Here is a 14,196-nt window from a genome sequence, read left to right on the forward strand (position 1 = left end):
CCCGGTTTTACCGCCGACCTTCGCGTAACCAGCCTGTCAGGATGAACCCCGATGCCAGAAGCAGCACCAGCCATGCCGGTAACAGCGGGATTTGCGTGACATTGCTGGTCTCATAGGCCCCGCGCGGGGTAATCCCGATCCAGCCGCGCCCGGATGCAGGCCGGCCCTCACGTACAGATCGCAATGTAGGCAACCCGTCTTCCAGCCGCATCACGCCGCCGCGCAACGTGTTGGCGACGGGCTCCAGAAGCTCTGCGCTAGCGATGGTCTCTTCGAATTCGCGCGGGGCGGCCGGGCCAAGGCCGATCACGGCCTCCTGATCGCCTTCGACCAGACGGTAAAGCCCGATCTCGGGCCCTTCGTAAAGCGCCTCAAACCGGCCCGGACTGACCTCTTCCAATGTCACCTCGACACTGTCACCCACCGGCGGTGTGACGGTGACAGGCCCGACACCTTCCTCCAGCGTGCGGCGGATGATGCGCATGGTCTGGCCTGTCGCCTCGGCCCAGAGGGCTTCTTCCTCCAGCTCGGGCTCTTTCATCATCCAATGCGCCAGCCGGCGCAGCAATTCCATCTGTGGGCCGCCCCCTTCAAAGCCCCGGCTCCACAGCCAGGCATGATCCGATGCCAAAAGCGCCACGCGCCCCTCTTCCACGCGGTCAAGGATCAGCAGCGGGCGGTCATCGCTCCCGGTCATCACCACATTGCCGGTTTCGGGCAGGACGTCGATCTGGCGCAGCCAGGCGCCCCAATCCTCGGACCGGCCCAGATCGGCGGTCACGGGATGGCGCGTGCCCAGATCGGTGACCGTGGGCAGAAAGCGATCCTCGACCACCCGTGCCGTGGGTTCGGCCGGCAGGACCGTTGCAAGAGGCGAGCGATAGATACTGTCCGCCGTCGCGAAATCAGGTCCTGCGGCCACCAGAACCGCGCCACCCGCGCGGACATAGGCAGACACATTGTCCAGATAGATCGCAGGCAGAATGCCCCGGCGCTTGTAGCGGTCGAAGATGATCAGATCGAAATCGTCGATCTTCTCCAAAAACAGCTCGCGCGTGGGGAAGGCGATCAGGCTCAGCTCATTGACCGGAACGCCATCCTGCTTCTCGGGCGGTCTGAGGATGGTGAAATGCACCAGATCGACCGAGCTGTCGGATTTCAGCAGGTTCCGCCAGGTGCGGCTGCCCTGATGCGGCTCGCCCGACACCAGAAGCACGCGCAGCCTGTCGCGCACACCGTTCATCTGGATCAGAGCAGTATTGTTGCGGTCGGTCAGCTCTCCATCGGCCTGCGGGACGGTGAACTGCAACACATTGCGCCCGCCATGCGGTAGCGTGACAGGTAATTCCAGATCCTGTCCGATGGGCACGTCGATGCGCTGCGGCTCCCCACCATCGACCGAGATATCCAAGGGCGCGGTCGTCACGCCAGCGGGAGCGGCACCGCTGTCTTCAATGCGCAGGGTCAGCGTGACCGGCTCGCCAATGATGGCGAAGGCCGGCGCGTTGCGCACGATCAGGCGGCGGTCCCAGTCGTCCTCTGATCCGGTCAGCAGAACGTGGAGGGGCGCTGGCAGATCCGGCGTGCGTTCGATGTCATGCACCCGGCCATCGGTCAGCGCGATGATGCCCGCCACCCGCGCGCGCGGCTCTTCGGCCAGCGATTCGTTCAGGGCGGTCATCAGCTCGGTCCCGGCATCGCCCTCGCCATCGGGGATCCGCACGCGCCGCAATTCGGTATTGGCGCGCGCGGCGATGCGCGCGGCCAAATCTTCCGCCGCTTCCGCCATCTGAGACGGGCGATCGCCCAAAGACTGACTGGCGCTGTCATCCTCCAGCATGACCACGATATCGGTCAGCGGGCTGCGGTCTTCCTCCTGATAGACCGGGCCAGCCAGAGCGGCTACGATCACCGCACCGGCCAGCGCCCGCAGGCCCCAGCCCGACAGGCCACGCAGCCCGGCCAGCAGGACGGTGGCCAAAGCGACAGTCGCCACCGCAATCAGCGCTGTCCAGGGGATCAGCGGATCAAAGATGATATGTCCCGTCATTGGCCCAACCTGTCCAGAAGCGCAGGCACATGGACCTGGTCGGATTTATAATTCCCGGTCAGCACATGCATGATGAGGTTGACGCCGAACCGGTATGCCAATTCTCTCTGGCGTTCGCCAGTAAACCCGCGTCCGACCGGCAGCAGCGCGTTGCCCTGTGTATCGGTGGCCCAGGCCGCCGCCCAGTCATTGCCGCCAATGACAATCGGCGTCACCCCGTCATTGAGGTTGCGGAAGGGCATCCCCTCGATCTGTTCGGCATCTGGTGGGGCGGCCTCGACCCAGACATCGCGGCTCAGGTGGCGGCCCGGAAAATCCTGCAGCAGATAGAAGGTGCGCGTCAGCACATGATCCGCCGGAATGGGCTCAAGCGGCGGTACGTCCAGCGGTGCGGCCAGTTGCTGCAGCTTGCGCCCGTTCGGGCTGGCCGAACCGAACCGCGCAATATCCGCATCACGCGTATCGAAAACGATCATGCCACCCGATCGCAGATAGGTGTTGAGTTTCGCATAAGCCTCGGCCGACGGGGTTGGCTGCTCAGGGGTGACAGGCCAATAAAGGATCGGGAAGAAGGCAAGTTCATCCAGTTCCAGGTTCACGCCGATCGGGTTCGCCGGTTCGACCGAGGTGCGGAAAAACAGCGTATCCGACAACCCGCGCAACCCCGCTTCCGAGATTTCGTCCACGCGCCCATTGCCGGTTATGACATAAGCCAGCACCACCTCTGACGTGGCTGCAAGACTGTCGACATTGCTTGCCGATTGTGCGCCGGCAGGCTGCGCAAGCGGCGTGGACATGACCGCCAGAGCAATCGCAGCGGCGCCGATCGCGCGGCTGCGGCCCAGACGCCCCGACAGCGCTAGCGCGGCGATCACATCCAGAAGCAGCAGGCCGATGGCAAGGCTCAGAAGCAGCCCGCCCAAAGGCAGTTCGGCGCGGATCGAGATCCCCTCAACCGGGATGCGCGGAGGCCAGAGTGCCGGGCTCAAGACGTCCTCCGGCCCGACCACGTTGCGCGCAAGGCGGCGATCTTCGTTATCATACAAGCCGGGCAACAGATCCGGCCCAACCGGATCGGTGACCAGAACGGGCCCTTCGACGCCCGGCAGATTGCCCGCGTCGCGCAGGCGGCCGAAGCCATCCATCACCTGAACCGGTGTCCATGTGGTGCCTTCCAACTCCTGCGCTTCCGGCATCTTGGCCGATGAGGACACGGCCAGCCGCTCCAGCATCTCGACGAACAGTCCCGACAGCGGCAGGGTCGACCATTCGGCATTCGCGGTGACATGGAACAGGACCACCTGCCCCTGACCCAGATCCTTGCGCGTTACCAAAGGCGTACCGTCCGACAGAGAGGCCACAACCCGCTCTGCCAGCGTCGGATCCGGCTGTGCCACGACCTGAGCGGTCACGGTTACATCATCGGGGATCTGCAGCCCGAAGAAGGGCGACCCTTCGGCAAAAGCCGCCAACGCCTTGGGTTCGCCCCAGCTCATCGCGCCGCCGACGCTGCGGCCACCGGCCCGCAGGCGCACAGGCATCAGCGGATGTTCGTCATCGCGGCTGATATCGCTTGCGGCCATCCGCGGCCCGGCAAAGCGCAACAGCATGCCCCCCGCTTCGATCCATTGGGTCAGCGCTTCTTCCTCGCCCGAGGACAGGGTGGCGACATCGGCCAGAACGATCACATCGGGGTTGGCGGGCAGCACGTCCAGAAGCGCGCCGTTCAGCAACTCCGCAGTGGGGATCAGCGCCTGTTCCAGGAAATGGAGCGGCGAGAGCAGCTCAAGCCCCTCCCGATCCTCACGCGCGGCAATCAGGGCCACCTCGCGGCGGCGCAGGCTGTCATCGCTGAGCGTTGTCGCCCCGGCAGACCGCTGGCCCTGCAATTCGAAACGCGACAAACGCCCGCGCAGTTCCGCGGGCAGGGACAGCATGGCAGTGGCTTCGGTCGCATCTGCGGCAAAACCGGCGGGGGCTGTCGCCAAAACCCGTTCGGTACCGGAAGGATCGCGGCCAATGGCCAGAATGGTCACATCGCGTTCACCACCTGTCACGGCGCGGCGAGCGGTCAGCTGAATCGCGCCATCCTCGAACCGGGGCGGGGCCAGGGCGGAGGCCGGGCTTGGCGTTTGAAACACGCGCACGGCCCCGCGCGCCTCAAGATCGCTCAACAACGCTTCGCGGCCGGGATGATCCAGCGCATCACTGATCCAATAAGTGTCAAAGGATGCATCGCCAAACCCGGCGATTGCCTCTTCCACCCGCGCTTCATCCGGCTGCCAGGGCGCCGGAGCAAAGCCGGGCAGGCGGCTGCGCCACACATCGGCGGCCTGGAAAACCGGCTTTTCCGGGTCGGTCAGCTGCACAATGGCGACGGTGCGCCCCGCGCGGCCCGCATCGGCCAGCTTGTTCTCCAGAAGCTCCATCTTGACGGGCCAGGCAGGCGCGCCCGCCCAGCTGCCATCCAGCAGCACCAGAAGCGGGCCTGAGCCTTCGCGTTCGGCCTGCGGGTTCAGCACAGGCCCCGCAAGGCCCAGGATCATCGCCGCAACGGCAAGCATCCGCAAAAGCAAAAGCCACCAGGGTGTACGGTCCGACACGCTTTCGTCATCGGTCAGTCCCAGCATAAGCGCCACACCGGGGAAACGGCGGCGGATCGGTGCGGGCGGCACCGCGCGCAGGATCAGCCACAGGATCGGCAGGGCCAGAAGACCCAGCAGCAACCACGGTGTGGTAAATCCGATACCGCCCAGAACGGTCATGCCGTGCCTCCATCCAGCGCGCGATACAGCCACAGAAGCGCCGATTGCGCGCTGTCATTGGTGTGATGCAAACCCAGCTGCCAGCCCGTTGCCTGTGCCAGCTGCGCCAGTTCCGCCTTGCGGGTGGCCAGACGACCCAGATACCGGTCGCGCAGGTCATTTGCTTTCAGCGTCTCGTGGCTGAGCGTGCCGCCCATGCTTTCGAAAATCGTCCGGCCCTGGAAGGGGAATGCCTCTTCACTGGGGTCCAGAACCTGCAACAGCACGCCGCGCACTCCGCGATCAGCAGCCTTGGTCAGCGCCAGTGTCACATCCGCCATATCGCCCAGGAAATCCGAGATGAACACCGCCCGCGCATGCGGGATCATCGCGCGATGTTCGGGGGCGGCGTAATCCGCTTCCGCGTCGACCGAGAATGCTTCGGCCAGACGATAGATCTGATTATTGCCGCGGCGTGGCGGCAGGGTCGTGCCAGTCAGGCCCACACGCTCACCACCCCGGATCAGCAGGATCGCGGTGGCCAAAGCCAGCACCCGCGCGCGTTTGGCCTTCTGCGGCAGGTTTTTATCTGACGCAAAGCGCATCGACGCGCCCTGATCCACCCACAGCATGACCGATTGCGCGATCTGCCATTCCCGTTCGCGCACGAATTGAACATCGCCCATCGCGCTGCGCCGATGGTCGATCAGACGGCGACTGTCGCCTTGTTGCGCCGGACGGTATTGCCAGAAATCATCCCCCAACCCCGCGCGGCGGCGGCCGTGTTCGCCCAGAAGGACGGTGCCCGCCAGATGTTCGGCCCGCGCCAGGAGCGCAGGCAGACGGGCGGCCTCCGTCTCGGCCCGTTCGCGAAGGAAAAGGGGTTGCTTCACGCCGCAGCCTCAGTCCGCGTCAGACCCGCAGCTGTTGTTTCAATCAGATCGGCCAGGCTGTCGCCCCGCGCCCGCGCGGCAAAGTTCAATGCCATCCGGTGGCTCAGCACCGGGCGGGCCATGTCGATCACGTCTTCGACATTGGGGGCCAGGCGGCCCTGCAGCAGCGCCCGCGCTCGAACCGTCAGCATCAGCGCCTGTGCGGCGCGCGGTCCGGGGCCCCAGGCCACCGTTTCGCGCACGCGGTCTGAGACGTCAGCTTCACTGGGCCGGAAGGCGCGCACCAGATCAAGGATTATATCGACCACACCATCGCCCACTGGCATTCGCCGCAAAAGCGTTTGCGCCGCCAGCAATTGTGCGGTGTCAAACACCTGTGTCGAGACTTCTTCAGCCACACCAGTCGTGGCCAGCAGAATGTCCTTTTCCGTCTCCCGATCGGGGTAATTCACGTCGATCTGAACAAGGAATCGGTCCAGCTGTGCTTCGGGCAGGGGATAGGTGCCTTCCTGTTCAATCGGGTTCTGCGTTGCCAGCACGTGGAAGGGCGGGTCCAGCGGACGGTCCTGCCCCGCAACTGTCACAACCTTCTCCTGCATCGCCTGCAGCAGCGCCGATTGCGTCCGGGGGCTGGCGCGGTTGATCTCGTCTGCCATCAAAAGCTGGCAAAAAATCGGCCCCGGCACAAAGCGGAACGACCGGGTGCCATCGGCTGCAGTGTCCAGAACCTCGGACCCAAGGATGTCGGCCGGCATCAGATCGGGCGTGAACTGGATACGGTTGCCGTTCAGCCCCATTACGGTCGACAGTGTTTCAATCAGGCGGGTCTTGCCCAGCCCCGGCAGGCCGATCAGCAGCGCATGTCCCCCGCACAAAAGCGCGGTCAGCGTCAGGTCGACAACGCGCTCCTGCCCAATAAACCGCTTGGTGATCGACGCGCGCGCCTCGGCCAGTTTATCCTCGAGGGCCTCGATCTCGGCCACCAGATCTGCGTTGTCGGACATGACAATCCTTTCTCGGGTCATATATCGGTCTTAGACAAAGTGTATCTCGCCAAACGGAAATGGCAAAAGCTATGAGTGGACAAAAAGCTGTTACTCCCTCTGCAGACGGGCTTGCTGCCTCGGTTAAGGCAGCCAAACCGCGCGGACGTCCGCCGGTTCACCTGTGGAACCCGCCGTTTTCCGGCGATCTGGACATTCGCATCGCCCGTGACGGCACCTGGTATTACGAAGGATCGCGGTTTGAACGGCTGGAACTGGTCAAGCTGTTCTCGTCGATTCTCAAGAAAGAAGGGGACAAGTACTTCCTTGTCACGCCGGTCGAAAAGGTGGGCATCATTGTCGAGGACGCCCCTTTTGTCGCGGTCGATTTCGATGTTGAAGGCGATGGCGAAGGGCAAACCCTGACCTTTCTGACGCAAGTGGGCGAAACCGCCAAAGCCGGTGCAGATCTGCCGATCCGTGTCGCACATGACGACGAAACCGGCGAACCCGCGCCCTATGTCCTGATCCGCGACAACCTCGAAGCGCTGATCGACCGCAAAAGCTTTTACCGCCTTGTCGAACTGGGCACACACAAGGACGGGTGGTTCGGCGTCTGGTCGCAGGGCACGTTCTTCCCCATCGCCCCCTCGGACACAGTTGAAGAGGGCTGAACAGCACCGCCCCCTTGGCCCGGCTGCGATCCGCGTCTAATCCTGATCGTGATCAAGGAGGCGCGCATGCCCAAATTTGCAGCAAATATTACTCTGCTGTTCGATGAATTGCCCTATCTCGACAGGTTCGACGCGGCGGCGGAGGCCGGTTTCGGCGCGGTCGAGATCCTGTTTCCCTATGACTGGCCGGGGCAGGAGACACTGCAGGCCCTTCTGAAGAACCGCTTGGATCTGGTTCTGATCAACGCCCCGCCCCCAAACTATACCGGGGGGGAGCCGGGTTTTGCCGCAATTCCGGGTAATGAGGCACGGTTCGAAAAAGACATCGCGCGGGTCATGCGCTATGTTGATCTGCTCAAGCCGCGCTTTGTCCATGTGATGTCCGGCAAGGCGCAAGGGGCCGAGGCCGAAGCGACCTTTATTCGCAACCTGCAATGGGCCGCTGACAAGTATCCTGACCAGCAGTTCACGATCGAACCGCTGAACCCCGACGATCAGCCGGGGTATTTTCTGAACCGTTACGATCTGGCCGCGCGCGTTCTGGATGCGGCAGACCGCCGCAATCTGGGTCTGCAATATGACGCCTATCACGCGCAGAAAATCCATGGTGATGCGCTGGCGATTTGGCGCGAATACGGGGGGCGTGCCGCTCATATCCAGATCGGTGACACCCCTGACCGCCGCGCGCCGCTCAGCGGCGAGATTGATTTCAAAGCGCTGTTCCAGATGATCGACGACAGCGGCTATGCCGGTTGGGTCAGCGGTGAATACCACCCGCGTGGCCGGACCGAAGAGACGCTTCAATGGATGCGCTAAAAGCTGACGGCAACGTTGTCTCCCACGCAATCAGAGCGCAAAAACACCTCGTCGGAGGTCGGCAAACAAGGTAAGCCGCCTTCATGAGCGCGACTGACCCTTTCGAAATCTTCCTTGCCGCCACGCCGGGGCTGGAACAGGCCCTGTGCCATGAAGCGCGAGAGGCTGGCTTTCCCGATCCCGTTGCCGTGCCAGGCGGTGTCACCTTCCAAGGCGGATGGCGGGACGTCTGGCGCGCCAATCTGGTTCTGCGCGGGGCAACCCGTGTGCTGGCGCGCTTTGGCGGGTTTCCCGTCTTTCACCTGGCGCAGCTGGACAAACGCGCGCGGAAATTCGACTGGTCGGGGGTTCTGCGCCCGGATGTTCCGCTGCGCGTGGAAGTGACGGCCAAACGTTCCAAGATCTATCACGCAGGCGCGGCGAAACAGCGGATCGAAACTGCTCTGGCAGAAAGCTTCGGCGCGACCCTGTCGCCGGATGCCACGCTGCAGATCAAGGCGCGGATCGAAGACAATTTCTGCACCTTCAGCGTGGATACCTCCGGCGCGTCCCTGCACAAGCGCGGGTACAAGGAAGCGGTGGGCAAAGCCCCGCTGCGCGAAACCCTTGCCGCGTTATTTTTGCGGGAATGCGGCTTTACCGGGGATGAGCCGCTGGTCGACCCGATGTGCGGATCAGGCACTTTCGTGATCGAAGCCGCCGAACGCGCTCTGGGCCTTCATCCCGGCCGCGCCCGGTCCTTCGCGTTCGAGGATCTGGCAAGTTTCGACCCCGACGCCTGGGCAGCCCTGCGAAAGCCAGAGACACGGGCCGTACCCAACCTGCGGTTTCGCGGCTATGACCGCGATCAGGGCGCCATCGCGATGAGCACCGCAAACGCCGCGCGCGCCGGTGTGGGTGCGATCTGTGACTTCACCTGCCAACCCATCAGCGCACTGACCCGGCCCGATGGCCCGCCGGGGCTGGTCATGGTCAACCCGCCCTATGGCGCGCGGATCGGGAACAAGAAAATGCTTTACGGTCTATACAGCGCGTTGGGCGAGGTCCTGAAAACCAATTTCGCCGGCTGGCGCGTGGGCATCGTCACCTCTGAGGCCGGTTTGGCCCGCGCCACCGGGCTGCCTTTCGTGGCCAGCACGCCCCCGGTGCCGCTGGGCGGGCTGAAGATCAAACTGCACCGCACAGACCCGCTCTAGCCGTGCGGCATACCGGATCAATCTTGGAACGTTTGGTGCGAACTCAATGCGCCTCGGCCCAGTTCTGGCCCTGACCGGCATCGACGATCAACTGCACATCCAGTTTCACTGCAGGGTCGGCCGCGCCTTCCATCACCTCTTTGGCGCGGGCGATGGTGGTGTCGACGGCGTCTTCATCCACTTCGAACAGCAATTCGTCATGCACCTGCAGCAGCATTTTGGCCGGGAGGTCTGAAATCGCCTTTGGCATGCGCACCATGGCCCGCCGGATAACATCCGCCGCCGTACCCTGAATCGGGGCGTTGATTGCCGCACGCTGGGCAAAGCCTGCGCGCGGTCCCTTGGCGTTGATTTCAGGCGTGTGGATCTTCCGGCCAAACAGCGTCTGCACAAAGCCGTGTTCCTTCGCAAAGGCCTTGGTGTCATCCATATAGGTGCGAATGCCCGGGAAGCGTTCGAAATATCGGTCGATGAAACCTTGCGCCTCCCCCCTTGGAATGCGCAGGTTGCGCGCCAGGCCAAAGCCCGAAATCCCATAGATCACACCAAAGTTGATCGCTTTCGCGCGCCGCCGGATTTCGGGTGTCATCTCGTCCAGCGGCACATCGAACATCTCGGACGCGGTCATGGCGTGAATGTCCAGCCCATCGGCAAACGCCTGTTTCAGCTGCGGGATATCGGCGATATGCGCCAGGATACGCAATTCGATCTGGGAATAGTCCAGCGACAAAAGCACCTTGCCATCCTCGGCAACGAAGGCTTCGCGAATGCGGCGGCCTTCCTCGGTGCGGATCGGGATATTCTGCAAGTTGGGATCGGTCGACGCCAGCCGCCCGGTCGACGCGCCGGCAATCGAGTATGATGTATGCACCCGGCCCGTATCAGGATTGATGTGATCCTGAAGCGCGTCCGTATAGGTCGATTTGAGCTTGGACAGCTGCCGCCAGTCCAGCACCCGCGCGGGCAGTTCATGTTCGGTGGCCAGATCCTCCAGCACGTCCGCGCCAGTGGCATAGGCCCCAGTCTTGCCGCGCTTGCCGCCCTCAAGCCCCATCTTGTCGAACAGGATTTCGCCCAACTGCTTGGGAGAACCCACATTGAACGTCTCACCGGCCAGTTCATGGATCTCCGCCTCAAGACCGGCCATCTTCTGTGCAAAGGCGTTGGACATGCGGCTCAGCGTGTCACGATCCACCTTGATCCCGTCCATCTCCATCCGCGCCAGAACCGGTACCATGGGCCGCTCAAGCGTTTCGTAAACGGTCGTAACCTGCACGCGATGCAACTGAGGTTTGAACATTTGCCACAGCCTGAGCGTGATATCGGCGTCCTCCGCCGCGTAGGCGACGGCCTCGTCAATCGGGACGAAATCGAAGGTGCGCGCGGATTTGCCGGTGCCCAGCAGTGGTTTGATCGGAATGGGCGTGTGGTTCAGATACCGTTCCGACAGGGTGTCCATGCCATGCCCATGCTCTCCGCCATGTAGGGCGTAAGACATCAGCATCGTGTCATCAATCGGGGCCACGTCGATGCCGTAGCGGGCAAAGATCTTGGCGTCATACTTCATGTTCTGCCCGATCTTCAGGATCGCAGGATCCTCCAGCACCGGCTTCAGCGCCGCCAGAGCGTCCTCCAGCGGCATTTGCCCCTCCGCCAGCGCGTCCGATCCGAACAGGTCATCCGACTGCCCCGCCTTGTGGGTCAGCGGGATGTAACAGGCGTGCCCCGCCTCCACACACAGCGAAATCCCCACCAGATCGCACAGCATCTCGTTCAGGCCGGTGGTTTCAGTATCCACGGCAACCCAGCCGCGTTTGCGGATCTGCGCGACCCAGGCCTCCAGCGCCTGCGCATCGCGCACGCAATCGTATTGCGCCTCGTCAAACGACGGAGCTTCTGGCGCGTCGCTTTCCTCGTCAGCAGGCTTGGCGGGTGCATCCGGGATGACCGGCGCCTCAACACCAAGGTTCTCTGCGATCCGCTTGCTCAGCGTGCGGAACTCCATCTCGGCCAGAAAGCTCATCAGCCGGTCGGGATCGGGGTCGCGTACCTCCAGATCGTCCAGTGTGAAATCCAGAGGCGTATCCATATCCAGCTGCACCAGCTTCTTCGACAGCTCGATCTGCGCGCGCTTTTCGATCAGCGTTTCCCGGCGTTTGGGCTGCTTGATCTCTTCTGCGCGGTCCAGAAGCGACTCCAGATCGCCGAACTCGTTGATCAAAAGCGCCGCCGTTTTGATCCCGATACCCGGCGCGCCCGGTACATTGTCGACGCTGTCCCCGGCCAGGGCCTGCACATCGACCACACGCTCTGGGTATACACCGAATTTCTCGAACACGCCTTCGCGGTCGATCCGCCGGTTCTTCATCGCGTCCAGCATTTCCACGCCGTCGCCCACCAGCTGCATCAGATCCTTGTCCGAACTGATGATCGTCACCCGTCCGCCAGCATCGCGCGCCTGCACTGCCAGCGTGGCGATGATGTCATCGGCCTCGTAGCCCTCTTTCTCCTTGCAGGCGATGTTGAAGGCTTCCGTGGCCTCGCGGGTCAGCGGGATCTGCGGGCGCAGTTCCTCGGGCATTGCCTCGCGATTGGCCTTGTACTGATCGTACATCTCATTTCGAAACGTATGGCTGCCCTTGTCAAAGATCACCGCCACATGGGTGGGCGCATCCGGCCCATGGTTTCCTTCCACATAACGGTGCAGCATGTTGCAGAAGCCTGACACCGCACCAATCGGCAGCCCGTCAGATTTGCGCGTCAATGGGGGCAATGCGTGATAGGCGCGAAAAATAAACGCCGATCCGTCAATCAGATGCAGATGACAACCTTTGCCGAACGCCATTGCGACCTCCCATCTCCGTTCCGGTCAGGGATGGAGTACTGTGCCACAGATGTCCAGTCGGTCAACCTCTCAGCCGTCAGAAGGAAAAGATGTCACCGATGTTTTCGACGATTTTAACCAACAGCAAAAACCCAAGAAAGATCAGCACCATCCACCACATGTATTGCATGAGGATCGCGCCGCCGCCAAAGGTCACAGCATAAAACCCCAACCGCCAGTTTTCCTGTTTAATCAGCGACACCATAGCCAGCACAATCGCAATCCCGCCGATCACCGGCGTTGCATAAAAAAGATACTGAAAGATCTGCTGCGACAGAGACACAGGCACAGGCTCACGTTCCGGCTGGCTCAAGCCCAGAAAAGACCGCCAGGCCGATCGCTTGATGTCTCCGGCGATCTCACCGATCTGCTGCCCGATGGGCACGCTTTCCTGGCTCGACAGCACTTGCATCTGCACCAACACCAGTACCATCGCCACAACACCGCAAATCACGGCCCAAAACCCCCAGCTGCTTGTGACGCGGGGAGCCTGTGGATGGATGGCATCGCTCATGGCTCGATCTCCTCGACTATCAAGCGACGGGCGTAGCAATTCATTATGGCACAAGTGGGGCTACAGGCCCGGGCAAGCGAACCCTGCAGGCTTCTTCTTGCTGAAAATACGGCCGCCGGAGGCTCCCGCAACCGGCCAGCCGCACGGCCGCCAGATCGGCTCAGACCTTGCCTTCGAAATCGCGATGTACGTATTTGCAATCGCAATAGGGGCATTCGACCCAGCCGGTATCATCCGGGATCTGCAGCCAGACGCGCGGATGGCCCAAGGCCCCTTCGCCGCCGTCACAGGCCACACGATAGCTGTCAACGATTTTGGTTTCCGGCGCTTCGATGGTCATGCGCTGCGGTCCTTCCGGTTGTCGGCACGGGCAGGTTGAACTAGGTGCTTTATGAGCCAAGCAGATCAGAGGGGCAAGAGGCGCGGTGACACAAGACGCCATCCGCATAAACGGTCTGGTCAAGACCTACCAGGGCAGCAAGGGGCAACCCGCCAAAACGGCGCTCAAAGGGGTTGATCTGGCGATCCCTCGCGGATCGGTGTTCGGGCTTTTGGGCCCCAATGGCGCCGGCAAGTCGACGCTGATCAATATCCTTGCGGGTCTGGTGACGAAATCTGCGGGCAAGGTGCAGATCTGGGGCTTTGATCAGGACGTGAACCCCAGGCAGTCCCGCGCGGCCATTGGCGTCATGCCGCAGGAGCTGAACCTCGACCCGTTTTTCACCCCGCGCGCAGCACTTGAGGTGCAGGCGGGGCTCTATGGCGTGCCGAAATCCCAGCGCCGCAGCGATGAGATTCTTGAGCTGGTGGGCCTATCCGACAAGGCAGAGGTCTATGCCCGGACGCTGTCCGGGGGCATGCGACGCAGGCTTCTTCTGGCCAAAGCTTTGGTGCACAGGCCCAATGTGCTGGTGCTGGATGAACCGACGGCAGGTGTCGATATCGAACTGCGGCAGATGCTGTGGGACAATGTGCGCAATCTCAATGCCGAAGGCATGACGATCATTCTGACCACCCATTATCTGGAAGAAGCGGAAGAGATGTGCGACGAGATCGCCATCATCAACCATGGGGAGGTTGTGGCGCGCGACAGCACCGAAAACCTGCTGACCACGCTCGATGCCAAAACCTTGGTGATCCATCCCGAAAATGACGTTGCAAAAGCCCCCTCCGCCGACGGGATCGAGGGAGAGCTGCGCACCGACGGATCGCTGGCCTTTACCTATCGCAGCGGGGTGACAAAGGCCGAAGCGGTTCTGGACATGGTGCGCGAGGCCGGCATCCGAATTCGCGACCTGCGCAGCGAAGAACCGCATCTGCAGGATGTGTTCCTGGCGCTGACGTCATCGCGGCCAGATTTTGGCGCAAAATCTGGCTGAGAAACTGACGCAGTTTCTCATCGGGACTCGGCCGACAGAGATTTTGCGTCAAAATCTATCCGT

Annotated in this window: 11 protein-coding genes; 4 read left to right on the forward strand and 7 right to left on the reverse strand. The window is 62.5% G+C overall.

Annotated features, from left to right (window positions below):
* Nucleotides 1-7: 7 nt before the first annotated feature.
* From TR61_RS06830 to TR61_RS06845, 4 genes are read right to left on the reverse strand one after another with little or no spacing between them, the layout of a single operon-like run.
* Complete coding sequence (locus tag TR61_RS06830) at nt 8-2,050, reverse strand: hypothetical protein (protein WP_050929177.1); 2,043 nt, start codon at nt 2,048-2,050, stop codon at nt 8-10.
* A complete protein-coding gene (locus TR61_RS06835; RefSeq protein WP_050929178.1) occupies nt 2,047-4,815 on the reverse strand; it encodes a DUF4159 domain-containing protein in 2,769 nt (922 codons plus the stop codon). Before TR61_RS06835 ends, TR61_RS06830 begins: the two co-directional genes overlap by 4 nt.
* The gene (locus TR61_RS06840) at nt 4,812-5,687 is read right to left on the reverse strand and encodes a DUF58 domain-containing protein (RefSeq protein WP_050929179.1); all 876 of its coding nucleotides are present in this window, start codon (nt 5,685-5,687) and stop codon (nt 4,812-4,814) included. Before TR61_RS06840 ends, TR61_RS06835 begins: the two co-directional genes overlap by 4 nt.
* A complete protein-coding gene (locus TR61_RS06845; protein WP_050929180.1) occupies nt 5,684-6,691 on the reverse strand; it encodes an AAA family ATPase in 1,008 nt (335 codons plus the stop codon). The genes TR61_RS06840 and TR61_RS06845 overlap by 4 nt, the downstream gene beginning before the upstream one ends.
* A gap of 71 nt (nt 6,692-6,762) precedes the next feature.
* On the opposite strand from TR61_RS06845, the gene TR61_RS06850 reads away from it, so the two are divergent.
* From TR61_RS06850 to TR61_RS06860, 3 genes are all read left to right on the forward strand, one after another.
* On the forward strand, nt 6,763-7,344 hold the full coding sequence (locus tag TR61_RS06850) for a DUF1285 domain-containing protein (RefSeq protein WP_050929181.1): 582 nt from the start codon (nt 6,763-6,765) through the stop codon (nt 7,342-7,344).
* Nucleotides 7,345-7,410: 66 nt separating this feature from the next.
* Nucleotides 7,411-8,160, forward strand: a complete 750-nt coding sequence (locus TR61_RS06855; protein ID WP_050929182.1) for a hydroxypyruvate isomerase family protein — start codon at nt 7,411-7,413, stop codon at nt 8,158-8,160.
* An 83-nt stretch (nt 8,161-8,243) separates the two neighbouring features.
* Nucleotides 8,244-9,356: a THUMP domain-containing class I SAM-dependent RNA methyltransferase gene (locus TR61_RS06860; protein WP_050929183.1), complete on the forward strand. Its 1,113-nt coding sequence runs from the start codon at nt 8,244-8,246 to the stop codon at nt 9,354-9,356.
* A gap of 43 nt (nt 9,357-9,399) precedes the next feature.
* Here TR61_RS06860 and polA read toward each other — a convergent pair whose 3' ends face one another.
* The 3 genes from polA to TR61_RS06875 form a co-directional block, all read right to left on the reverse strand.
* Nucleotides 9,400-12,201, reverse strand: coding sequence for a DNA polymerase I (gene polA, locus TR61_RS06865; RefSeq protein ID WP_050929184.1), 2,802 nt, complete (start codon nt 12,199-12,201; stop codon nt 9,400-9,402).
* A 76-nt stretch (nt 12,202-12,277) separates the two neighbouring features.
* Complete coding sequence (locus TR61_RS06870; protein ID WP_050929185.1) at nt 12,278-12,754, reverse strand: hypothetical protein; 477 nt, start codon at nt 12,752-12,754, stop codon at nt 12,278-12,280.
* A gap of 160 nt (nt 12,755-12,914) precedes the next feature.
* Nucleotides 12,915-13,094, reverse strand: coding sequence for a zinc-finger domain-containing protein (locus TR61_RS06875; RefSeq protein WP_050929186.1), 180 nt, complete (start codon nt 13,092-13,094; stop codon nt 12,915-12,917).
* An 85-nt stretch (nt 13,095-13,179) separates the two neighbouring features.
* Between TR61_RS06875 and TR61_RS06880 the strand changes: the two genes are divergently transcribed.
* Nucleotides 13,180-14,133, forward strand: a complete 954-nt coding sequence (locus tag TR61_RS06880) for an ABC transporter ATP-binding protein (RefSeq protein ID WP_050929187.1) — start codon at nt 13,180-13,182, stop codon at nt 14,131-14,133.
* Nucleotides 14,134-14,196: the final 63 nt, after the last annotated feature.

Source organism: Aestuariivita boseongensis (genome assembly GCF_001262635.1).
GTDB lineage: Bacteria > Pseudomonadota > Alphaproteobacteria > Rhodobacterales > Rhodobacteraceae > Aestuariivita > Aestuariivita boseongensis.

Coding starts and splice junctions, on each gene's coding strand:
- TR61_RS06845 (WP_050929180.1), bottom strand. CDS start 6,691: ATGTCCGACAACGCAGATCTGGTGGCCGAGATCGAGGCCCTCGAGGAT.
- TR61_RS06860 (WP_050929183.1), top strand. CDS start 8,244: ATGAGCGCGACTGACCCTTTCGAAATCTTCCTTGCCGCCACGCCGGGG.
- TR61_RS06875 (WP_050929186.1), bottom strand. CDS start 13,094: ATGACCATCGAAGCGCCGGAAACCAAAATCGTTGACAGCTATCGTGTG.
- TR61_RS06855 (WP_050929182.1), top strand. CDS start 7,411: ATGCCCAAATTTGCAGCAAATATTACTCTGCTGTTCGATGAATTGCCC.
- TR61_RS06835 (WP_050929178.1), bottom strand. CDS start 4,815: ATGACCGTTCTGGGCGGTATCGGATTTACCACACCGTGGTTGCTGCTG.
- polA (WP_050929184.1), bottom strand. CDS start 12,201: ATGGCGTTCGGCAAAGGTTGTCATCTGCATCTGATTGACGGATCGGCG.
- TR61_RS06870 (WP_050929185.1), bottom strand. CDS start 12,754: ATGAGCGATGCCATCCATCCACAGGCTCCCCGCGTCACAAGCAGCTGG.
- TR61_RS06850 (WP_050929181.1), top strand. CDS start 6,763: ATGAGTGGACAAAAAGCTGTTACTCCCTCTGCAGACGGGCTTGCTGCC.
- TR61_RS06830 (WP_050929177.1), bottom strand. CDS start 2,050: ATGACGGGACATATCATCTTTGATCCGCTGATCCCCTGGACAGCGCTG.